This is a genomic window from Nocardia pseudovaccinii (assembly GCF_050942345.1).
Lineage (GTDB): Bacteria > Actinomycetota > Actinomycetes > Mycobacteriales > Mycobacteriaceae > Nocardia > Nocardia pseudovaccinii.
The window spans coordinates 6,869,750-6,889,322 of record NZ_CP192074.1 but is presented as its reverse complement, the minus strand read 5'-3'; the positions used below and the strand labels follow the sequence as shown (position 1 = coordinate 6,889,322).

Below are 19,573 nucleotides of genomic sequence, written 5' to 3'. Positions count from 1 at the left end.
GGGGGTTATCGGGGGAGCTCAGAAGGCGGCGACCGTGGGTACCGCGGTTCGTCGCAGGGTGATCAGCGTGGCTCCTCGCGTGGCGGCTACCGCGGCACCTCGCAGGGCGACAGCGGCTATCGCGGTTCGTCGCACGGCGACAGTGGCTATCGCGGTTCCGCCGAGCGCGGATCAGATCGACGTGGCTCGTCGCAGGGTGGCGGTTATCGCGGTTCTGCCCAGGGGGACAGCGGTTATCGCGGTTCCGCACAAGGCGGCTCGGGCTACCGCGGTTCGTCGCAGGGCGGCTCCGATCATCGTGGTTCGCGCGGCGACGGCTATCGCGCTGGCGCACAAGACAGCTCGGCTCCACGTAGCGCCGGTTCGCGCAGCTATACGCCGGGAGGCGCTGCGCAGCAAGGCAATCCGTCGCGCCGCACATCGTCGGCCGCTATGTCCGCGCCCGTCGGCAAGAAGCCCAAGAATCCGAAGCCGCAGAAGAAGGTGGTCTCCGCCCCGCTGCTGAGCAACGCCAAGCCCGCCAAGAAACAGCACGTCGACCAGCCCGCCGAGGGCGGTCACGAGAAGTTGCCGTGGGGCGAGGGCGAGCGGCTGCAGAAAGTTCTCGCCAAGGCCGGTGTCGCATCGCGCCGCGCCGCCGAGGAGATGATCGCCCAGGGGCGGGTCGAGGTCGACGGCGCCATTGTCACCGAGCAGGGTCTGCGGATTGATCCGCAGCATGCCGTGGTCCGCGTCGACGGCACCCGCGTGATGGTGCGTGAGGAACTGGTCCATATCGCGCTGAACAAGCCCAAGGGCTGGCAGTCCACCATGTCCGACGATCTCGGCCGCCCGTGCGTCGGCGATATCGTCGCCGAACGCATCGCGGCCGGTCAGCGCCTGTTCCACGTCGGCAGGCTGGATGCCGACACCGAGGGGCTGTTGCTGCTCACCAATGACGGCGATCTCGCGCACCGGCTCATGCACCCGTCGTTCCAGGTCCCGAAGACCTATCTGGCGACGGTGAACGGTGAGGTCAACAAGTCGGTCGGCAAGCGCCTGCGCGACGGTGTCGAGCTCGAGGACGGTCCGGCCAAGGTGGACCGGTTCCAGGTGCTCGAGCTGGGCGAGGGACGTTCGCTGGTCAAGATCGTGTTGCACGAAGGGCGCAAGCACATCGTGCGTCGGCTGCTCGACGCGGTCGGTCATCCGGTGACGCGGTTGGTGCGCACCAATATCGGTCCGGTCGCACTCGGCGACCAACGGCCCGGCACGCTGCGCGTGATCGGCCGCGATGAAGTCGGCAAACTTTACGAGGCGGTGTCGTTGTGAACGGTGTAGAGATTCCCGTGGAGGTCCCTGCGATGGTTGAAGGCACCACGCCGCTGGTCGTCGCCATGGACGGGCCTTCGGGCACGGGCAAGTCCAGTGTGTCGCGGCGACTGGCCACCCGGCTCGACGCCAGCTACCTCGACACCGGCGCGATGTACCGCGTCGCGACGCTGCGGGTGCTGCGTGCCGGTGTCGAGTTGACCGATTCGGCAGCCATCGGTGCCGCGGTCAAGGAACTGCCGCTGACCATCGGTACCGATCCCAGCCGTGAGCTGATCCTGCTCGACGGTGAGGACGTCTCCTCGGAGATCCGCGGCAATGCCGTCACCAGGGCGGTGTCCGCGGTGTCCGCCGTGGCCGAGGTGCGCGAACTGCTCGTCGCGCTGCAGCGTGAAATCGCTTCCGCCGCACAGCGAATCGTGGTCGAGGGGCGCGATATCGGTACCGTCGTGCTGCCGGATGCCGACGCCAAGATCTACCTCACCGCCTCCGCCGAGGCCCGCGCGCAGCGGCGTAACCAGCAGAACATCGCCGAAGGCCGCGGCGACGACTACGAGGGCGTACTCGCCGACGTGCAGCGTCGCGACACCCTCGACTCCACTCGCACGGTGTCCCCACTGCGTCCGGCCGATGACGCGGTGCAGGTCGACACCAGCGAACTGAATATGGATGAGGTCATCGACGAGCTGTATCGCGTTGTGGTGCGGCAGGTTTCGATCGGCCGGACAGGCAGGACACAGTGAGTGAAGACGTTCTCGCGGGAGATGGCGTCTGGAGCGACGAAACCGATTGGGAGATAGCCGATCTCGACGGTGAGTTCGGCGAGGACGAACACCTCGCGATGCCGACGGTTGCGGTCGTCGGCCGCCCGAATGTCGGCAAATCGACCCTGGTGAACCGCATCCTCGGCCGTCGTGAAGCCGTCGTCGAGGACATTCCCGGCGTGACCCGCGACCGCATCTCCTATGAGGCGAACTGGGCGGGTCGCCGTTTCCTGGTGCAGGACACCGGTGGCTGGGAGCCCGATGCCAAGGGCCTGCAGCAGTCGGTCGCCCGCCAGGCCGAACTGGCCATGGAGACCGCCGACGCGATCCTGCTGGTGGTCGATGCCGTCGTCGGTGCGACGGCCACGGACGAGGCCGCGGTGAAGAAGCTGCGCCGCTCCAAGATTCCGGTGATCCTGGTCGCCAACAAGGTCGACGACGAGCGCGTCGAGGCCGAGGCCGCCGCGCTGTGGTCGCTCGGTCTCGGTGAGCCGCGCATGGTCAGCGCCGCGCACGGCCGCGGCACCGGTGATCTGCTCGACGATGTCCTGGAAGTTCTCCCGGAGACCCCGCGTGAGGGCACCGGCGGCACCGGTCCGCGCCGGGTCTCGCTGGTCGGCAAGCCCAACGTCGGCAAGTCCAGCTTGCTCAACAAGCTCTCCGGTGACGAGCGTTCGGTTGTGCACGATGTCGCGGGCACGACCGTCGACCCGGTCGATTCGCTGGTCGAATTGGGCGGCAGGATCTGGAAATTCGTCGATACCGCCGGTCTGCGTCGCAAGGTCTCCCATGCCAGCGGCATGGAGTTCTACGCTTCGTTGCGCACGAAGGCGGCGTTGGAGGCCTCCGAGGTCGCGATCATGCTGATCGACGCCTCCGAGCCGATCACCGAACAGGACCTGCGGGTGATCAGCATGGTCGCCGACTCCGGTCGCGCGCTCGTGCTGGCCTTCAACAAGTGGGATCTGGTCGACGAGGACCGTCGCCTGCAGCTCGACAAGGAAGTCGACCGGGATCTGGTCCGCGTGCCGTGGGCGCAGCGCGTCAATATCTCCGCGCATACCGGCCGTGCCGTCCAAAAGCTTGTTCCCGCAATGGAAACCGCACTGGAATCCTGGGATAAGCGAATCCCGACCGGTCGGCTGAACAACTGGCTCAAGGAAGTCATCGCGGCGACGCCGCCGCCGATGCGCGGTGGCCGGTTGCCGCGCGTCCTGTTCGCCACGCAGGCAACGACCCGGCCGCCGACCTTCGTGCTCTTCACGACGGGGTTCTTGGAGGCGGGCTACCGCCGGTTCCTGGAGCGCAGGCTGCGCGAGGAGTTCGGCTTCGATGGTTCCCCGGTTCGTATTTCGGTTCGTGTGCGTGAGAAGCGGGAACGCCGGAAGTAGGCCCCTCGGAACGAACGCCGTTGCTGAGCAACGGCGTTCGTTCTCAATTCGCGGTCAGCGGAAGTCGGCGAGGTGGTCGGATACCCATTCGGCGAGGGAACGTGCCGGGCGACCGGTGATATCGGCGACGGTCGAGGTGATTTCGGGGCGGGGCGCGGCAAGCATCTCGGTGTAGCCGTCGAGGAGGACGTCGACGAAGGAGTCGGGAAACGTGTCGTCCGCGAGTAGGCGCTGTCTGGCCTGGTCGCGGGTGAGTTCGGACCAGCGCAAGGGGCGCTCGAGTGCTTCGCCGATGATCCGGACCTGCTCCGCCCGGGTGAGTACCTCCGGTCCGGTCAGCGTGTAAGTGGCTCCGGCATGGGTTTTTTCGGTAAGTGTCCGGGCCGCGACGGCCGCGATATCGGACTCGTGGATCAGGCTCATCGAGAGCTCGCCGTGGCTGCCGTGCACGATACCGCCGGTTCGGATCTCATCGGCCCACCAGAGGGTATTGACGGCGAAGGTGCTCGGGCGCAGCACCACCGATTCGATTCCGCAGCCGTGCACCAGCTTCTCCTGATCCTCGAAGCTGAGGTCCGGTATGCCGCCGGTACCGAGAAAAACGATGCGCCGGGCGCGCTCGGCGATGAGATCGAGTGCCTTGGGTAGTTGTGCGCCGGTGTGCAGCGGCCACAGCAGGAAGACCGCGTCGATGTCGTCGAGGCAGGCGAGCAGCGTGTCGGGTTCGGACAGTTCGACGCGCACGACCTGCACGTCGGGCGGGAAGCCGACGGCCGGTGGGTTGCGGGTGCCTGCCCGCACAGTGTGACCGGCGGTGCGCAGTTGGCGGACGAGTTGGCTACCGATGTTTCCGGTAGCGGCGAGGATGAGGATGTTCATGCCCCGATCCTGGCGTTGAGGGAGCGAAATCAACCAGAGTGAGGTCTGATATTGCTGGAAACCGTCAGGCATGGAGGGTCAATGATGGATGCCGTCGAGAGAGGGATCGTTCATGCGCTGCAGATCGACGGCCGGGCGTCGTTCCGAACCATCGCCGAGGTTCTCGACGTCTCCGAGAACACCGTGGCACGTCGGTATCGTCAGCTGCGAAATGCGCATGGGCTCAGGGTGATCGGGTTGGTGAACGGTCAGCGGCTCGGTTACGTCCAATGGACGATCCGATTGCGCTGCACTCCCGACGCCGCCGGTTCTGTCGCGAAAGCCCTTGCGGCACGCGACGATACGTCCTTCGTGTATCTTCTCTCCGCTGGCACCGAGGTCTCCTGCACGGTCCGGACCCGCAGTATCGAAGAGCAGGAAGCGCTACTGCTGCACAAACTTCCACGCACCAGCCGAATCGTGGCCATGTCCGCGCACTTGCTGCTGCGCGGATTCGTGCTGCCCGACGGCTGGCGAGGTTCAGCCGCGCTGACACTCGACCAGGTAGACCACCTCGAGCCCGTCCCCGTCGACCCAGACGACGAACCCCTTCATCTCGACGAAGGCGATAAGTCCCTGCTGCGCGCCCTCAACCACGATGGCCGCACCTCCTACACCGACCTCGCCACCGCCACCCGGTGGTCCGAAACCAAGGTGCGCCGCCGGATGGAAGCCATGCGCCGCAACGGAATCCTGCGATTCCAGCTCGATATCCCGTCCGCTGCACTGGGATTCGGCACGGAGGCCCGACTCTGGATCGCCACCCAACCGGCCGCTACCGTCGCCGTCGGCGAGGCGCTGGCCCGCCACCGCGAAGTCTCCTTCGCCGCTGTCACCACCGGCGCTACCAACCTGGTCGCGGCGGTCAACTGCCGTGACCCTCGAGATCTCGGTCGCTACCTCACCGAGCGTATCGCCGAACTTCCCGGCATCGCCACGCTCGAAACCGCTCCGATCATTCGTACCGTCAAACGCGCGGGCTCCCTGCTCCTCTGACGTGTGCTGCGTCACGGTGCCGAGTCGTGGCATCCGGCGTAAGTTCGTTAATTAGCGAAATACCGAAAGGAGGTGGATGTGCTCGACGAGTGCAAGGCATTGGCGAATGAGACCCGCTTGCGCATCCTGGCGTGGCTCAAGGATCCGGACACGAACTTCCCAGCGCGGGGCGATGACGCCGGCGAGTTAGGGGTCTGCGTCGGTCTCATCCAGCAGAAGGCGGGGACCTCGGCCTCGACCATATCGGCACACCTCGCGATCCTGCAGCGCGCTGGCTTCCTCAGTGCCACCCGGCGTGGCCAGTGGACCTACTACCGCCGCGACGAAGCCCGCATCCGGGCCTTCACCGAAGAACTGAACCGCGTTCTCTGAGCTACGAAGGAAGTCTTATGCCCACCGCACTGTCGATCCTCGACTTGGCGTCGGTCGCACCCGGCAGCACCGCACGCGACAGCTTCGAAAACAGCGTCGCGCTGGCCAGGGCCGCCGAACGCAGCGGCTATCGACGCGTCTGGTACGCCGAACACCACAACATGCGCTCGATCGCGTCCAGCGCCACCAGTGTGCTCATCGGTCACGTCGCGGCGCAGACCGAGACAATTCGGCTCGGTGCGGGTGGCATCATGCTGCCCAATCACTCACCGCTGGTGATCGCGGAGCAGTTCGGCACCCTCGAGACGCTATTTCCCGGGCGGATCGACCTCGGACTCGGCCGAGCGCCCGGCAGTGACCAGAAGACCATGTTCGCGCTGCGCCGCAATCCCTCCTCGGCGGACTCCTTCCCGCAGGATGTGCTGGAACTGCAGGGCTATCTGTCGGGCAACTCGCGAGTACCGGGCGTGCAGGCCGTGCCGCGAGCGGAAGGCATTGTGCCGCTTTATATTCTGGGGTCGTCACTATTCGGTGCGCAGCTCGCCGCGCAGCTCGGCCTGCCGTATGCCTTCGCGTCCCACTTCGCGCCGGACGCGCTGCACCAGGCGGTCGCCGTCTATCGCGAAAGTTTCCGGCCATCGGAGCAACTCGCCGAGCCGTATGTGATGGCCGGTGTCAATGTGTTCGCGGCCGAAGACCACGATTCGGCAGTGGCGCAGAAGACGATCTCCTACCGTGCTCGCGCGCGAGCCATGATTCGGCGTGGCGCGGCGGGCGCGGACTTCACCGACGAGGAGATCGATGCGTTCCTCGCCTCACCGAACGGCAGCCAGCTCAGCGCGATGACCCGATACACCGCCGTCGGCACACCCGCCGAAGTCCGTTCGTACCTGGCGGATTTCGCGGGCTCCATCGATGCGGACGAACTCATCGTCGCCCACCACGCCACCGAAATCGATGACCGACTCCGGTCCGTCGAACTCACCGGCGGTCTCATCACCGAGCCGGTAGCCTCCTAGCTCACCGAGCCGCCGACGATCAGGTTCGCGGTAATCGTGCCGTCGGCTTCCTTATTGCCGTAGACGACGACCGCGGCACCGACCGTCACATCCGACACGCTATTGCCGGTGAGGACAAGCACCCGGGTATCGGTGCTGACACGAACGTTCGTCGTGGCACCCAATATCCCTTGCACCGCAAGCGTTTTGCCGTCGTTGGCAGTGACCTTGCCGATGGTCAGCCCGTGACTGACCTGGGCCGCGTTCGCCGGGGCGGCGGCGGTATCGGTGCCCGCGGACCTGGCCGCCGGTGCCGAACCGATGGACGCGATGAAGAGGTAGGCCACCAAAGACAGCAGGACCGCGAAACTGGTTCCAATGAGCATGCCGAGGTCGGGATAGTACTTCCGTCGCCTCGACGGAATTGTGATGGCGGTGAGAATCACCGGGTCGATGGCCAGCTCCGCGCCGCCGCTGGACTCCTTGCTCGGGAGGCCCTTGGGCTGGTTCGACCACGGCGTGGCCGGGGGACTCATAGCTTCAACGTTATTTAACCCAGTGCGAACACCTATCACCACTGGCGGGAGCACCACGTCGATACCGTGGACACGCTGAGCGGGTCGGGGTGCGGCCGGAGGGGCGGGACCTGGCATTATCCGTACATGGTCATTCCCAGCGTGCTGCCGGAACGCCCTACCGTCGGATCCCCGTTCGAAACCGGCTGGCCGGTCCGCCTCGCCGACACCGACCGGGACCAGCGTCTGCGCCTCGACGCCATCGCCCGCTACCTGCAGGACATCGGCTTCGAGCACCTCGAAGCCGTCGAGGACGGTGACACCCACCGTGGCTGGGTGGTCCGCCGCACCGTCATCGACGTCCTCAAGCCCATCGAATTCGGCGAGCACGTCACCCTGCGGCGCTGGTGCTCGGCGCTGTCGAACCGCTGGTGCAATATGCGCGTGCAGATCTGCGGCAGCAACGGCGGTCTGGTCGAAACCGAAGGATTCCTCATCCATTTCGGCGCCGAATCCGGCGTCCCGGCGCGCATGAGCGACCGCTTCATGGCACCCATGCTCGCCAGCACCACCGAACACCGCCTGCGCTGGAAAGCCGCACTCACCGACCCACTACCCACCGGCCCCGACGTCCAGGAATTGCCCTTCCCCCTGCGCGTCGCCGATTTCGACTGGCTCGACCATGTCAACAACGCGGTCTACCTCAGCGCCCTGGAAGAACTCCTCGCCACCCACACCGATCTCACCTCCGGCCCGCACCGCACCGTCATCGAATACACCAAACCGCTGACAGCAGGCGAGCAAGTCCGCGTAATCGGTCGCCGCACCGGTAGCACCCTCGACGCCTGGTTCGTCGTAGCCGACGACCCCCGAGCCACCGCCCGCATCACCCCACGCTGACTCCCGCCCCACCCGCCACACCGATAACCAGGCGATTCGGCGTCTGGGCGCCCCCTGAGGTAATCTTTCCGAGCGCCCGAACACCAGGCGCAACGGGCTGTGGCGCAGCTTGGTAGCGCACCTGACTGGGGGTCAGGTGGTCGCAGGTTCAAATCCTGTCAGCCCGACAGACGAAACCCCTTCCGACCAGCATCGGAAGGGGTTTTTTCGTTTCTGGAGAAGCTCCGGGATTTGAACGATCTCACAAAAATCTCACGTTTTCGGCTCCGGTCCGCGTGCCCAGGCCTCCAGCACGGCTCGGTTGTCGGGGACCGTCTCGGGGATGTCGATGTAGTGGGTTTTGGCGACCTCGCGGGTGTTGCCGAGTTGGCGGGCGGCGCGTTCGGGGTCGCCGGAGGCGTGATCGACGGCGGTGGCCACGCCTTTGCGGAAGGTGCGTGGGGTGACCCAGGCGAAGTCGTCGCCGCGGGCGGCGCGCCAGGTGCGTCCGAAGTTGTTGGGGTTGCGTACCGAGCCGTTGCGGGCGGGGAACAGCAGCCGGTCGGGGTTGGGGCGTGCGGTGACTTCGAGGTCCTTGATGGCTTCGCGGACTGCTTCGACGGTGTGCTCGGGTAACAGGATTCGCCGCCACCCGTTGTCGGATTTCGGTGCGGGTTTGCGCACCCAGCCGCCGGCACCGGCGCCCTTGATCTCCACCAGGGTTCCGGTGACATCGAGGTAGGGGTCGCTAGCGTCGAGGTCGATGTCATCGAGTAGCAGTGCGAACACCTCGTGGGGTCGCATTCCGGTGCCGGTGATCACGTCCACCACCCACACCACCGTCCAGTCCCGGGCGGGACCGCTGGTGTAGGCGGGGGTACCGGGGATGGCTTCTCCGCGCGCCCAGGCCCGCACCTGGGCCCGGAACGCTGGCAGTGCACTGTGGTCACCGATTTTGCCGCGCGCGGGAACGCGGCGTCGGGTGAATGCGGCGACGCCGTCGACGGGGTTGGTGTCGATCACGCCGTGGCGGAGGGCGATCTGCATCATCGCTCGCAGGATGATTTTGTGCTGCTTGGCTTTGCGTCGCATTCCGAGGGAGACCAAGTGTTTGATGTGGCGGTCGAGTTCGCCGGCGGTGGCTTGCCAGATCTGTAGGTTCCCGATGGAGTTCTCGATCTTGATCGTGGCCTTGTTGGCGCGCCGGTCGGTGGAGACGTAGATCTCGCGCCGGTAGTCCTCGATGTTGCTCGCGGTATAGGCGTCATCGCCGGCCAGCTCGGCCAGCAGTTCCTTGGCCAGCGCAATCAGCTTGGTGTTGCGTGTGATCCGAGCACGCCCGAGCTGCTCGCGGTAATCGCGCATGGCCTCCGCCAGCCGGTTACGGGCGTCGTCGGCACTGACACCCATGCGCTCGAGCTGCTGCGCACCGCCCGCACCGTAGTAGCGGACAGTGGTGCGCCAGCGCCCGTTGCGCTGCTTCTTCGGCTTGGTCGGCACCCCGAAAGTTCCGACCGGCTTCGGCAACCTACCGCCCATCACACCCTTCCCAACATTCTGATTGCTACTGATTCACTGGTCGACAGCCAAGTTCTCGAAGGAATTCACATGTGCGTCATGCGCTTCGCCGCGAGATCGGTCTGCGTGAGAATCTTGGGCAGGCCGATCCGCTGACGGCAAGAGCCGGAAGATAGCTGAGAATTAACTACCGATGCCCGGGCCTCTTACCGGGAGCATCGTGAGGCCGCGCTGTGCCGATCGTTTCGGCTCAGCCGTGCGTCTTTCGGGTGGGGCCCGTTCCGCCGCCTCGGTCGAGTTGTTCTTGTTCCCAGGCGAGCAGGTCACTGAGCCGATAGCGGCGGTACCGGCCCATCCGGGCGAAGCGCGGGCCGCGACCGGCGCTGGCCCACGACGCCAGCGTCTTCAGCGGGATCTTCAACCGTTGGGAGACTTCGAGTGAACTCAGCCAGACTTCGTCACCGGACATCGCGGGCCCGATCCGTGGACGTGGCGTCAGGGGCGATGCCCCCCGACTGCGAAGCGCGGTGCGGTGGGGTTTTTGCGGCATGGGTAAGCACCTCTCTCGGATCCTTCCCAGCGCAAACGTACCCACCCTCCATTGAACACCAAGATCGGTGGCCGCCGCCAGGTCGCACTGATGAGATGGCGCTGCACGGTCCCTGCGTCGCGGCGTGGCAGTCGGTCTGTTACGTTGCGGCACAACGACAATGGGCGGGCTGAGCGAGGTGGCGGCGTCGCTGTCATGGCAGGGGAAAGCGAGCTGCTCCGACAACTGGTTCCGGGCAGCTAGACCATTCAACGCGAAGATGAACGCCGCAGGACGGTGCTCGGGACCGGGCGTGTGTCCCGATCCGAAGCGCCGCATTCTGCATGGATCCATAGCGGCGATCCAAATGCTTGCATACGCAGCTTGGAATGTGGAGGGGCAGTTCACGATCGCGGGCCCACGAAGGACTCGAACGGCTGCTGATGCTGGGCTGTGATCGGGGGTCCGCCTCCACGGAGTTCGCTCCTTCTCAGGTTTCTGCCGCGCGCGTATCTGCGGCAGTATGTGCTGAAAGACGCTCTGAGAAGCTAATTTCCTTGGTGCCACGCTCGTTCGGGTCCTGCAAGATCGGAAAATCGTGGGAACTCTCAGTCGTTCGGCAACATCGTCGGCAGCGAGCCGGACCTGGTCACCCTTCACCATCTGTCCCGAACGAAACACCGTGTCGCAGTTGACTCTCGGCATAGTCGTCAAAGCAGTGGCGGGTTGAACGTGAGAGTGCCTCGGGCTGGGCTGTTCTCGCGAGGCCACAGGGAAGTCGAGCCATCGGCACGAGCTGGTACCTAGCTGTGTGCGTGGGGCTGCGATGAATGACGGCGGAGGCACGCCGGAGAGACCATTGCGGAACGAATGCATGGGTAACTCAATTCTGACCCGATCCGCGATTCATCCCAACCTCCATGAAACCCCAAATCCCGGATCCGCGCCACCAAAAGCGGATTCGCCCGCGATTGCTGCGTGCTCAATGGCGTGGATCAAGTGCTGTTCGTGGGGCAACCGGGCGACAGCTGACGGGCAGTGCTGTGCGCACGATGCGACTACTGTCCAATTCAGCGATGCAGAATCAAGGGCACCCCGGCGGCGGGCCGGGCCGTCCCTCCGGAGTCAAACAGCATGACGTAGAGGTGACCGACATCAGGATTGGGCGGATATTCCGCTCCCCAATAGGTCGGCACTTCGTCGCATGCGGTGACCTCGAAGATCATCACTCTATGAGACCACCGGGGCTGGAACGGCAACAGAGGGCAAGACGATCGCAGCGCATTGGCGGCCTTCGCCATTAGGTGGACCGCCGGGCAGGTAGCCGTTTTCGGCGGACAGTTGGCCCGCTGGCGGCATTTCGGCGGTCGGTCGATGTGGGCCAGGCAAGGCACTACAACGCGAAAACGGCAGGTGTAAGGGGCATTGGGTCGGAAGTCCGACCGTGGCCGATCCGGACTGTGTACGCGGATGTGCTGGCACGGTGTGAAGCAGTTCAATGATGTATAGACAGCTACAGCCTCGTGAGCTTCTGCCCCTTCTTCACCAATTCGCCGATCTGCGTCGCCCACCGGACAGCAGTCGGTATGGTGTCGATCTTCGGTTCGAATGAATCCAGTTCGCCTACAGGCACCCAGGCGTAGTTCGAGTACTCCTCATTCAGTTCGATGTCGCCGCCGTCGTACTCGGCGTAGAAGTGCGGCAGGATCGTACTGTTGCCGTCCTTCTTCTTGAAGAGGACGTTGTACGAGAGGTCTTCGGCGATCGCGATGATGGCGGCCTTGCCGATCTCCTCTTCCTTCTCGCGACGGATCGCATCCAGGATGGAGCCGTCGGTGGTTTCCATCTTCCCGCCGATGAGCGAGTAGACGCCGTCGTAGTCGGCTTCTCCCTTGCGGCGGGCCAGCAGGACGCTGTCGGTTGCGGGGTCGATGACGACGAGCTTCTGACAGTATTGGGAGTGAGTGGTGTCGCTCATGCGGGGATGTCCAATTCCTTTCTTACCGTAGCTGTTTGGGCTGCGTAGTGCGGCTGCCGTCCACGTATACCGTGATCCCGCTCAAGTTTGCCTCGTAGCCAGCGAGATAGGCATCTTTGACATCCTCGGCCGTGGATCCGGCCGGGAGGTTGATCGTCTTCGCGATGGCCTCATCGGTGTAGCGCTGCAGCGCGGCGGCCATGGCTACGTGGCCGTCTGGGCCGATGCCCTGCGCTGAGGCGAGGAGCTCCCTGACAGGCGCCGACTGTACCGCGTAGTCGCCATAGATCGACTCGCCGTACTTCGCCCACACGATTTTCTCCAGTTGATCCAGGACAGCATCGTTGGCGGCGAAGGTATCGAAGTGCGGCTCCACCCCGGTGGAGGCGTCGATGACCAGGGCGCTCCGGCCGGTCGGTGGTAACGCGATGGTCGAGACGTTGCGGAGCATGCCGGTCGCGGCAATGTGCCGCGATAGGCAGCGCCAGTCGTCGGCCGCCACCGTGCCGGAGGTCAGATGCCCATACAGGTTCTCGATGTGCCCAGGCTGGCCGTGATGGCGGTTGCCAACGACCATTGTGCGCATCGCGCCGCATGGCCCGCGGGTCTCGGCCAGGCGGACCGACGCCTGCTTGGAGGCGAAGTTGACGAACGACAGGATATCTGTCATCAATTCGCGGGCCGCGTCGGAATCGTACGGCAGACCGACGATGCTCAGCGCGTCGGCGACGCCACACAGCCCGATTCCGATCTTGCGCTTCTGGTGCGAGACATACTGTGCCCGAAGCTCGTTCAGGTTCGCTTCGCTGACCGCCAGGCAGTTGTCCAGCGCGCGGGTCATCAGGGCGGTGACCTGTTCGAGCTTCGCGAAGTCAATCACCGGCCGGTCGGCGCTGTCGGTCGAGACGAACTTGCCGACGTTGAGGTAGCCGAATTGGCAGGTCTCACCAGCGATGAGTCCCACCTCCGCGCACGGTGCTGTCGTTGTGTACGCGCCCATCCCGGGAACGGGGTTGCGTCCGTTCATCCGGTCAGGGATTCAGCGGCATCAGGCGGTCAGACACCGAATGGGCTGGGGTGAGAAGGTTCAGCGCAGCGGCGGTGGCACCAGACACGGTGTACCTAGCGTGGTCGGCATCATGCTCATGCGGCCCATGGCTGTTGGGTTGGGTGAGCGTGTTGTGAATGTCGCGCAGCCCGAGAGTCGATAGTTGGCCGTGCCGGAGGCTAGATACGCAGATAGTGGTGTCTGGCTTTCCTGATGAATCTTGGCGGGGCTTCCGAATGAATTCTGGCCGGGCCCTTGCGGGTTTCGGCCGCGATGTACGAGCTAATTCCAGCGTGGTGCCAGTCGGCTGAATGTCCACCGTCGCCGCGTCCGCGTCGACGGATCGCACATCCGCAGTGCCTGGATCACCCTGCACGGCAAGGAGATCGGCACCACCCACCGTCGGCTACGCTATCCGGAGCCTGGCGCGCACGGCCGAGACTCCGCCAGAATCCGTCAGCATCGACCATGTCCGATCTCGCTGGTCCGCCGATGTTCGTCCGGAAACCCCGCCAAGATTCACCCGTGTAGCCATGGTGTCACAGAACGAAGTTCCGGGCATCGGCGTTGTTGTCGATCGCTGTCACGATATAGCGGGCGGGGTCGCGATGTTCATGGTCGCTGCGGTATCGGACCTGCGTGACCAACCCGAACGCGCGGTATGCCGATGTGCGGATGCGGGGTTCACAGATCCTCGCCTCCATAGGTGGGGCGCGGGTTGGCCACGACGAGATCAACTGCAGCAGAGCAGTGCCGACAAGTTCGATCACCTGTTCGCCGAAACAATAGAAGGCCACGTGCCGATCGATAGTCGGACCGTCAGCATGCCGACGTCTGCCGCCGCAATCGAGTCGTCATCGGAGGCCACATATGACCCAACACACCGAGCCAGCAACGCGAGACGACCCCAGGGCTGAGCAGGAGCGTCGCCGCAGGTCGCGGTGGTTCAGACGTCATCCGCGCGTCATGTGGTCCCCGATACTCACCCACCGGTACCCGGCGTACACGGAGCTAATGGAGCGGGCTACGCGATCACAGATGAAGCGGTACAGGCGCTTCGGCAGATCTCACATGTGGTGGTTTCGAGGCTTCGGTCTGGTCGAGATCGTTCTAAGCATCGCGTTTCCCTTCGTGGTCGTGACCCTACCCGAGTGGACGACCACGGCTGACGTCAATACCAATACGGCCGTCCTCACCGGCATCAGTGTGCTCATAGCGCTTGCCGCTGCTGTTCACGGATTCTTCGGCTGGAACGACAACTGGCGACTGTACAAAAGCCAGGAGCTTGTACTGCTGCTGATCATTCGACGGTGGGAGCTCGCTTTGCTGACCTTGTCGGTGCGGCGGTCCTCGGATACCGAGGAAGAAGAAGCAGCTTTGGCGGCCACACGAGAAGCGATCGGTGAGATAGGTAGGGCCCTTGAGCATGAGCAAGACGTGTTCTTCGGCACGGTCCGCTTGCCGGAGGAACTACTGAAGGAGGAAGGGCAGGGCACAACGCCCTCACCTGGGGGAATTACTTGACCGCTGACAGGCAGGGGACAGCGCGGTCCTCCTGACAGGCGGTCTTAAATCGGATCAAGGTAGGTCACCTGTCGTCCCCTCATGCCGCGGGGCGCGTGGATTTCAGACCAAACCAAGTCCAGGGCGCACGGTCTCGACCCCTGTCGTGTTGGACGACCGCGTGCAAACGGTGTGGTTGCGGTCGTTTTGTCTCGCAGCGATCAGCTCAGTGACCAGCTCGTTGGTCATCCCGCTGCTGTCGGCGGCACTGCAGTGCAAGGAGATACGGCGAGCCCTATTGCGCTCGACAGCAGCGGATTGGACAGGGAACTGTATTCATCTCCACTCACCTTATTTGCGACGAACATCGACGAGTCGGACGTGGTGTTCGTCGCGGGCGATCAGATGTCGAGCAAGGCGTTCTTCGTAGGTAGTGACGACGACTTGCTTGATTGGTCCCTCGCCGTTGGTAACTCGTGACAGTATGCTGGCTACCTTGCGTCGCACGTCGGGGTCGAGGTGTTCGAGAGGCTCGTCGAACCAACAGAAGTTGGTTGTCGTGACCAGTTCGGCAACGAGCAGACGCATCAGGATCGTCGCGGTCATGCCTTCGCCGGTGCTGAAGGCGTCGAACGGAAGCGCATGACCGTTGACGGTGCGGGTGAGGTTTCCATTCGAGTAAGTATCGAGATCACCTCTATCGGGAAACAGCCTCTTCCAGCGTTGGTTTATCTCCGCGGCGAGTGGACGGATCGTGTCATCGAGTAGTTCGCTGAGCGTCGCCTCGGTTGTTTCGGCCAAGATCTTGATCTTGGCTTCACGGGTGAACAGTGATTCTAGTTCTCGCATTGCGAGATCAGCGGTGCGTGCCTCGTCGAGCCGACTTGTGGCCTGTTGGTGGTCTGTGCGGGCATCCACCAGCGCGACAAGTCCATCCTCGGCAACCGTGGTGAGCTCATCGAGGGTTGACGACTCTTCTGGTAGTTGTGGCGGCTGAGGAGGTGCGCCCGGGGGCGGGATCCGGGCGAGCGCGTCCTTGATAGCACGGAGCCGATCATGACGGGCCATGAATTCGGCTTTTGTCGACCGCAGGGGGCCGAGTCGGCGCGCGAGGTCCTCGCGGTCATGCTGGTTGGACTTGTGCGCTGCATCGACGGTCGCGCTGTCGAGCGGTCGACGACACACGGGGCAGTCATCGTGTGCCGAGTCCAGCCGTTGCTGGTTGAGAGTTAATGCCCTTTCCTTTTCTGTACACACAGCGATATCTACTTGGACCTGCCCTATTCGCTCGCTGAGACGGGCCAGCTCGTCTTCTAATTCTTGCGCGATGTTCTCGACCGAGAAGCTCTGCCCCAAATCATTAGAGATGGCACCGATTAGTTTCTCGACCGCCGCGTTCCAGGACGTTTTGCGGTCTTGCCACAACCGCATTTCCGTATCGAAGTGGTGTTTCGACCGAGCAATCTCCAACCTTGCTTGAAGTACATGGTGTCGATCGGTGCACGCGGTGATGCGTTGCTCAGCTTGCTCGACCGCAGATTCCAGCTCGAGTAGCCGTTCTGCCGTGCTGGAGTGCGCAAGCTTGATGCCCTTTATTCGGGCCGCGGTGGTCTTCTGGTCTTTCTCTAGGCGCGCTAGGGCACTGCGTAGCGTGTCTATACCGTAGTAGCGCCCCAGGTGCGCCTCGAGGTCGCCATCGAGGGGTTTGGCATGATTCTGTTTCCTGGATGGCATGGTCAAGCCGGCCAGAAAGGCCGGGTCGGTGCGGTAGAAGCTGTGCAGGAGCTGCGGCAGATCCTCGGGGGCCAGCGTTTCACCATTCAGGCGCACGATCGGCACGGACAGCGCGGCACGGGGTTTGCTCGACAGTCTTCTCTCGACGGTAAGGATCGTGCGGTCGGGTAGCTGCAGCTCGACCGTGGCCATTGCATTGCTTTCGCCGACGCGAACGGCTGTATGGTCGCCTGCAGTGGATATTCCGAAAAGCGCCCATCGAGCCGCTTCGACGAGGGAGGTTTTTCCGACACCGTTCGACGCCACGACGAAGGTCGTTCCGGGCTCGAATTCGAATGCGGCGTCAGCGTAGCTTCGCCAGTTCTTCAGCACGAGACTTTTAATCATCGTTGCCCTCCAAACCGAGGCGTGCCAATGCCGCCTCGACGTCGCCGTCCCCGATAATTGATGTCACGAATCCGGTAGCTTGTTCGTCGAAGGATTTATCAAGAGATAGCCATGCTGATTTCTTCGCCTGCTGACGCGCTCGATTACCCTCGGTGCCAATCCGGGCTGCCGCGTGCGCCGCATGCCTGGATGCAATTGCCGTGAGATTGGTATGAATTCGGAAATTGTCGGCTTCTTGATCTGTAAGCTCCCAGGCTGCTACAGAGCTGTCGAGGTGCTTGCAAAGTGTGTCGATGAGTCCTAGACCTACCAATGTCGGTGACGGTCCGACTTGATTTCCGTCGGGGATTCCGACCGCGCTGCGCATGTCAGCCGACGTGAACAAAAGCGTCGATGTGTCACGATCGGTCAGAGTGACAGTCACCGCGTCTACATCAGTATCGATGAGCGTGATCGTTCGACATGCCTCGGCGAGATCGCCGTAATTAGGAAATTCAACAACACTCTCAGGTAAAAGGATGAGCAACAAAACAGTTGTGTCGAGATAGAAAATTTTGAGTACCCTCTTGATCCGCACTGAATCATTGACGTGCAAGACGGTGGGCGACACCGAGACGCATCGGACGCCACTCAATCGGGAATTGAGTTCAGCCTGCACGTTCTGCAGATCGTCGGGAGGGTCATCGCTCGAACCCTCATTCACCGCAGGTAGCGGACGTCCCTCACCCTCAGGTTCCTCCTGTGCCCCCTCAGCGGCACCAGGTGCGAGTTCGGCCAAAAGGTCTCGCATCGCTTGCCGGTACTCGATGCGTTGGTCGTTCTCGTCATCGACCGGTGACCCGACCTGGACACCACTTGGGTTACGTCCCTCACGCATGGCAGCCATGACCTCGTCGACATCCGTGCCGATGTCGACGGCGGCGATCTTGTTGAGGAACAGTCGCGTGGGAATGTGGGTCCGCAATGGCACCATTACGGCCAGTTCCACCGACAGTGGGGTCGCTGGGGCGCCGATGATGAGAGTGTGCAGGTCTGCAAGCTCGGTGTCGAGTACAACGGGGACGACATCGGCGATTCCGTCGTCGAAGACTTTCCGTACCCAAACCAGGAGTGCTTCGGTTCGACCGACACGCCAGAGCTCGTTTGCTTGGGGCTCTGTGTTGTTGTCACGCGAGATCAGGTCAGTGACTGTGTCCGGCAGACGGCTGGAGGCGTCGATGATTCGTTGAATGCTGTCTTGACCGGGAGAAACCGCTCCAACGTCGTGCTGTATGCGTAACATCCGGATGCGGCAGGCTACGCAATGCTCGACGTGTTCGTATGTCGATGTCGCTGCGTGACCGGGGTCTCGTAGGGCTGCCAGTAGTTCGGTGGACAGGGGGTGGACATTTTCCCTCATGCGTGGTCACCCCTTTCTTTGAGCGCACGACTGTAAGACGTGGCATCGGTCAGTTTTGTCCGGTCCGCGACCCAATCTTCGCAAAGTTTGCACAGCGCGCTGGCGGTGCGATCGGGCTGATCGTCGTCGGCGAGCTCGCCGCGGAGCCGGTCGATGAGGCGTTGTCGGAGAAGTCCTGCCTGTGTCTTGCCGGTGTCGATCATTTGTCCGAGATCACGCACGCTCACATCTAGTTTGGTGACGATGATGCGCTCGCGATCGCCGAGTGTCTGGAAGATCTCGGCAGCATGCAGGTCGGCGATCGTTTGGGTCGCGGGATCGCTTCCCGTGTGAGCGGGTTCGGAGACCTGTTCACGAACGTCCAGGGAAATCGTGAGTGGCGTTCGTCGATGGTCGAGTCGTGCGGTCAAGACGTGGGCGATCTCGGTGGCGGTGAGACTGCCGTCCGCCGCTGCGAGCACGGCGAGGATGAGTCGGACCATCGAGGGACGATCTGCCACGGGGGCGTCACGCCGCTCGCTCGACCACTTCGGCACGACGACGGTGACCGCGGTGATCGCCGATTCTATGTCGCTGATCGGCACAGTACTGGCACCGACTGGCCCTCCGGGCAATGTCCACCGGTCGGCTGAACCTGGTACCGCCTCGAAGTCCCGCTCGTCGCGGAGAAGTTCTTTTACCCGGATGATGAGTTTGCCGAGGTCAGTTCGCCGGGCGATATCCCGGAAGAAGTTCACGACGGCGGCCTCGAGCAGTCGGGCGAACGAGGGGTCATCCATCGATCGGAGCGAGAGTTCCAGCAGACGTTTCGCTCCGCGGTCACCTTCGACGAAGTCGTGAGCCGTCTCGGTCACCGCCGTCTGATCCCATGTCGATGATCCGGGCGGTGGCGGAAAGTTCCGGGATAGGGCGACCGACTTGACCGTGGTGTACAGCAGCTGGGCGCCGGCGGGGCCGAGACGACCGGTACTAAGGAGTTCTTCGCGCGGGCTCATGAGAATCGCTCCAGCACACGAGTCAGGTATGGATCCTTTAGGACACCCAGCAGCTCGACATTCTGTGGCGCCCATAGGTGCTGCTCGGCAGACGCCAGGTGCGAAAAGACGCCTTTGCGGTCGAGCTGTAGCGAGGTATCGGCGGGATGCTGGATGCCCTGTACGGATTTCGAGGTTCGGGTGACGAATTGAATCACACCGTGTGGCGTCTCCGCCGGGGGGACGCAGAGCACGACGACTGGGCGCGCCGCGGCCGGGTCGTTGCTCCAGTAGATCGTCGTGTTCACCCTGTATAGCTCGCCGATCGCTGGAAGGAAGGGCACGCCGTCGGCACCCTT

At 63.5% G+C, this 19,573-nt stretch carries 19 protein-coding genes and 1 tRNA gene; 9 read left to right on the top strand and 11 right to left on the bottom strand.

Annotated features, from left to right (window positions below):
- The first annotated feature begins 432 nt into the window (after positions 1–432).
- The 3 genes from ACQPZ2_RS30975 to der are packed head-to-tail and all read left to right on the top strand — an operon-like array spanning position 433 to position 3,466.
- Complete coding sequence (locus ACQPZ2_RS30975) at positions 433–1,311, top strand: pseudouridine synthase (RefSeq protein ID WP_433521700.1); 879 nt, start codon at positions 433–435, stop codon at positions 1,309–1,311.
- Between the two features lie 32 nt (positions 1,312–1,343).
- Positions 1,344–2,054 (top strand): (d)CMP kinase, encoded by a 711-nt coding sequence (gene cmk, locus ACQPZ2_RS30970; RefSeq protein ID WP_433521699.1) that lies wholly within the window; start codon positions 1,344–1,346, stop codon positions 2,052–2,054.
- Entirely contained in the window at positions 2,051–3,466 is a 1,416-nt protein-coding gene (gene der / locus ACQPZ2_RS30965; RefSeq protein WP_433521698.1) for a ribosome biogenesis GTPase Der, read from the top strand. The genes cmk and der overlap by 4 nt, the downstream gene beginning before the upstream one ends.
- Positions 3,467–3,520: 54 nt before the next feature.
- On the opposite strand, the gene ACQPZ2_RS30960 is transcribed toward der, so the two are convergent.
- Positions 3,521–4,345: an SDR family oxidoreductase gene (locus ACQPZ2_RS30960; RefSeq protein WP_433521697.1), complete on the bottom strand. Its 825-nt coding sequence runs from the start codon at positions 4,343–4,345 to the stop codon at positions 3,521–3,523.
- A gap of 81 nt (positions 4,346–4,426) precedes the next feature.
- Between ACQPZ2_RS30960 and ACQPZ2_RS30955 the strand changes: the two genes are divergently transcribed.
- The 3 genes from ACQPZ2_RS30955 to ACQPZ2_RS30945 all read left to right on the top strand — a co-directional run bounded on the left by ACQPZ2_RS30955 (position 4,427) and on the right by ACQPZ2_RS30945 (position 6,771).
- Complete coding sequence (locus ACQPZ2_RS30955) at positions 4,427–5,380, top strand: Lrp/AsnC family transcriptional regulator (protein WP_433521696.1); 954 nt, start codon at positions 4,427–4,429, stop codon at positions 5,378–5,380.
- Positions 5,381–5,452: 72 nt separating this feature from the next.
- Positions 5,453–5,752: an ArsR/SmtB family transcription factor gene (locus tag ACQPZ2_RS30950; RefSeq protein WP_433521695.1), complete on the top strand. Its 300-nt coding sequence runs from the start codon at positions 5,453–5,455 to the stop codon at positions 5,750–5,752.
- A gap of 17 nt (positions 5,753–5,769) precedes the next feature.
- The gene (locus ACQPZ2_RS30945; RefSeq protein WP_433521694.1) at positions 5,770–6,771 is read left to right on the top strand and encodes an LLM class flavin-dependent oxidoreductase; all 1,002 of its coding nucleotides are present in this window, start codon (positions 5,770–5,772) and stop codon (positions 6,769–6,771) included.
- Here ACQPZ2_RS30945 and ACQPZ2_RS30940 read toward each other — a convergent pair.
- A complete protein-coding gene (locus ACQPZ2_RS30940) occupies positions 6,768–7,286 on the bottom strand; it encodes a hypothetical protein (protein ID WP_433521693.1) in 519 nt (172 codons plus the stop codon). The two genes, ACQPZ2_RS30945 and ACQPZ2_RS30940, sit on opposite strands and share 4 nt — an antisense overlap.
- 126 nt (positions 7,287–7,412) lie before the next feature.
- Here ACQPZ2_RS30940 and ACQPZ2_RS30935 point away from each other — a divergent pair, with 126 nt between their 5' ends.
- Both ACQPZ2_RS30935 and ACQPZ2_RS30930 read left to right on the top strand, forming a co-directional pair.
- Complete coding sequence (locus ACQPZ2_RS30935; protein WP_433521692.1) at positions 7,413–8,165, top strand: acyl-[acyl-carrier-protein] thioesterase; 753 nt, start codon at positions 7,413–7,415, stop codon at positions 8,163–8,165.
- 93 nt (positions 8,166–8,258) lie between these two features.
- Positions 8,259–8,332, top strand: a tRNA-Pro gene (locus ACQPZ2_RS30930).
- An 85-nt stretch (positions 8,333–8,417) separates the two neighbouring features.
- Here ACQPZ2_RS30930 and ACQPZ2_RS30925 read toward each other — a convergent pair.
- The 5 genes from ACQPZ2_RS30925 to ACQPZ2_RS30905 all read right to left on the bottom strand — a co-directional run bounded on the left by ACQPZ2_RS30925 (position 8,418) and on the right by ACQPZ2_RS30905 (position 13,196).
- Positions 8,418–9,683 (bottom strand): hypothetical protein, encoded by a 1,266-nt coding sequence (locus ACQPZ2_RS30925; protein WP_433521691.1) that lies wholly within the window; start codon positions 9,681–9,683, stop codon positions 8,418–8,420.
- A 229-nt stretch (positions 9,684–9,912) separates the two neighbouring features.
- Positions 9,913–10,131 carry a helix-turn-helix domain-containing protein gene (locus tag ACQPZ2_RS30920; RefSeq protein WP_433521690.1) on the bottom strand — a complete coding sequence of 73 codons (219 nt, stop codon included), beginning with the start codon at positions 10,129–10,131 and terminating at the stop codon, positions 9,913–9,915.
- A 1,130-nt stretch (positions 10,132–11,261) separates the two neighbouring features.
- The gene (locus tag ACQPZ2_RS30915) at positions 11,262–11,417 is read right to left on the bottom strand and encodes a hypothetical protein (RefSeq protein WP_433521689.1); all 156 of its coding nucleotides are present in this window, start codon (positions 11,415–11,417) and stop codon (positions 11,262–11,264) included.
- Positions 11,418–11,704: 287 nt separating this feature from the next.
- Entirely contained in the window at positions 11,705–12,169 is a 465-nt protein-coding gene (locus tag ACQPZ2_RS30910; RefSeq protein WP_433521688.1) for an NUDIX hydrolase, read from the bottom strand.
- 22 nt (positions 12,170–12,191) lie between these two features.
- Positions 12,192–13,196, bottom strand: coding sequence for a hypothetical protein (locus ACQPZ2_RS30905; protein ID WP_433521687.1), 1,005 nt, complete (start codon positions 13,194–13,196; stop codon positions 12,192–12,194).
- A 1,059-nt stretch (positions 13,197–14,255) separates the two neighbouring features.
- On the opposite strand from ACQPZ2_RS30905, the gene ACQPZ2_RS30900 reads away from it, so the two are divergent.
- The gene (locus ACQPZ2_RS30900; RefSeq protein WP_433521686.1) at positions 14,256–14,741 is read left to right on the top strand and encodes a DUF4231 domain-containing protein; all 486 of its coding nucleotides are present in this window, start codon (positions 14,256–14,258) and stop codon (positions 14,739–14,741) included.
- Positions 14,742–15,071: 330 nt separating this feature from the next.
- On the opposite strand, the gene ACQPZ2_RS30895 is transcribed toward ACQPZ2_RS30900, so the two are convergent.
- Genes ACQPZ2_RS30895 through ACQPZ2_RS30880 form a run of 4 tightly spaced genes read right to left on the bottom strand, consistent with a single transcriptional unit; the run spans position 15,072 to position 19,522 of the window.
- A complete protein-coding gene (locus ACQPZ2_RS30895) occupies positions 15,072–16,841 on the bottom strand; it encodes an AAA family ATPase (RefSeq protein WP_433521685.1) in 1,770 nt (589 codons plus the stop codon).
- Positions 16,834–18,240: a hypothetical protein gene (locus tag ACQPZ2_RS30890; RefSeq protein WP_433521684.1), complete on the bottom strand. Its 1,407-nt coding sequence runs from the start codon at positions 18,238–18,240 to the stop codon at positions 16,834–16,836. Before ACQPZ2_RS30890 ends, ACQPZ2_RS30895 begins: the two co-directional genes overlap by 8 nt.
- A complete protein-coding gene (locus ACQPZ2_RS30885; RefSeq protein WP_433521683.1) occupies positions 18,237–19,235 on the bottom strand; it encodes a hypothetical protein in 999 nt (332 codons plus the stop codon). Before ACQPZ2_RS30885 ends, ACQPZ2_RS30890 begins: the two co-directional genes overlap by 4 nt.
- On the bottom strand, positions 19,232–19,522 hold the full coding sequence (locus ACQPZ2_RS30880; RefSeq protein WP_433521682.1) for a hypothetical protein: 291 nt from the start codon (positions 19,520–19,522) through the stop codon (positions 19,232–19,234). The genes ACQPZ2_RS30885 and ACQPZ2_RS30880 overlap by 4 nt, the downstream gene beginning before the upstream one ends.
- Positions 19,523–19,573: the final 51 nt, after the last annotated feature.

Bases quoted from the DNA above. Each gene is read 5' to 3' on its own strand.
- ACQPZ2_RS30975 (WP_433521700.1), top strand. From the start codon at position 433: ATGTCCGCGCCCGTCGGCAAGAAGCCCAAGAATCCGAAGCCGCAGAAG.
- cmk (WP_433521699.1), top strand. From the start codon at position 1,344: ATGGTTGAAGGCACCACGCCGCTGGTCGTCGCCATGGACGGGCCTTCG.
- ACQPZ2_RS30960 (WP_433521697.1), bottom strand. From the start codon at position 4,345: ATGAACATCCTCATCCTCGCCGCTACCGGAAACATCGGTAGCCAACTC.
- ACQPZ2_RS30955 (WP_433521696.1), top strand. From the start codon at position 4,427: ATGATGGATGCCGTCGAGAGAGGGATCGTTCATGCGCTGCAGATCGAC.
- ACQPZ2_RS30945 (WP_433521694.1), top strand. From the start codon at position 5,770: ATGCCCACCGCACTGTCGATCCTCGACTTGGCGTCGGTCGCACCCGGC.
- ACQPZ2_RS30940 (WP_433521693.1), bottom strand. From the start codon at position 7,286: ATGAGTCCCCCGGCCACGCCGTGGTCGAACCAGCCCAAGGGCCTCCCG.
- ACQPZ2_RS30935 (WP_433521692.1), top strand. From the start codon at position 7,413: ATGGTCATTCCCAGCGTGCTGCCGGAACGCCCTACCGTCGGATCCCCG.
- ACQPZ2_RS30925 (WP_433521691.1), bottom strand. From the start codon at position 9,683: ATGGGCGGTAGGTTGCCGAAGCCGGTCGGAACTTTCGGGGTGCCGACC.
- ACQPZ2_RS30920 (WP_433521690.1), bottom strand. From the start codon at position 10,131: ATGTCCGGTGACGAAGTCTGGCTGAGTTCACTCGAAGTCTCCCAACGG.
- ACQPZ2_RS30915 (WP_433521689.1), bottom strand. From the start codon at position 11,417: ATGATCTTCGAGGTCACCGCATGCGACGAAGTGCCGACCTATTGGGGA.
- ACQPZ2_RS30910 (WP_433521688.1), bottom strand. From the start codon at position 12,169: ATGAGCGACACCACTCACTCCCAATACTGTCAGAAGCTCGTCGTCATC.
- ACQPZ2_RS30905 (WP_433521687.1), bottom strand. From the start codon at position 13,196: ATGAACGGACGCAACCCCGTTCCCGGGATGGGCGCGTACACAACGACA.
- ACQPZ2_RS30900 (WP_433521686.1), top strand. From the start codon at position 14,256: ATGAAGCGGTACAGGCGCTTCGGCAGATCTCACATGTGGTGGTTTCGA.
- ACQPZ2_RS30895 (WP_433521685.1), bottom strand. From the start codon at position 16,841: ATGATTAAAAGTCTCGTGCTGAAGAACTGGCGAAGCTACGCTGACGCC.
- ACQPZ2_RS30890 (WP_433521684.1), bottom strand. From the start codon at position 18,240: ATGAGGGAAAATGTCCACCCCCTGTCCACCGAACTACTGGCAGCCCTA.
- ACQPZ2_RS30885 (WP_433521683.1), bottom strand. From the start codon at position 19,235: ATGAGCCCGCGCGAAGAACTCCTTAGTACCGGTCGTCTCGGCCCCGCC.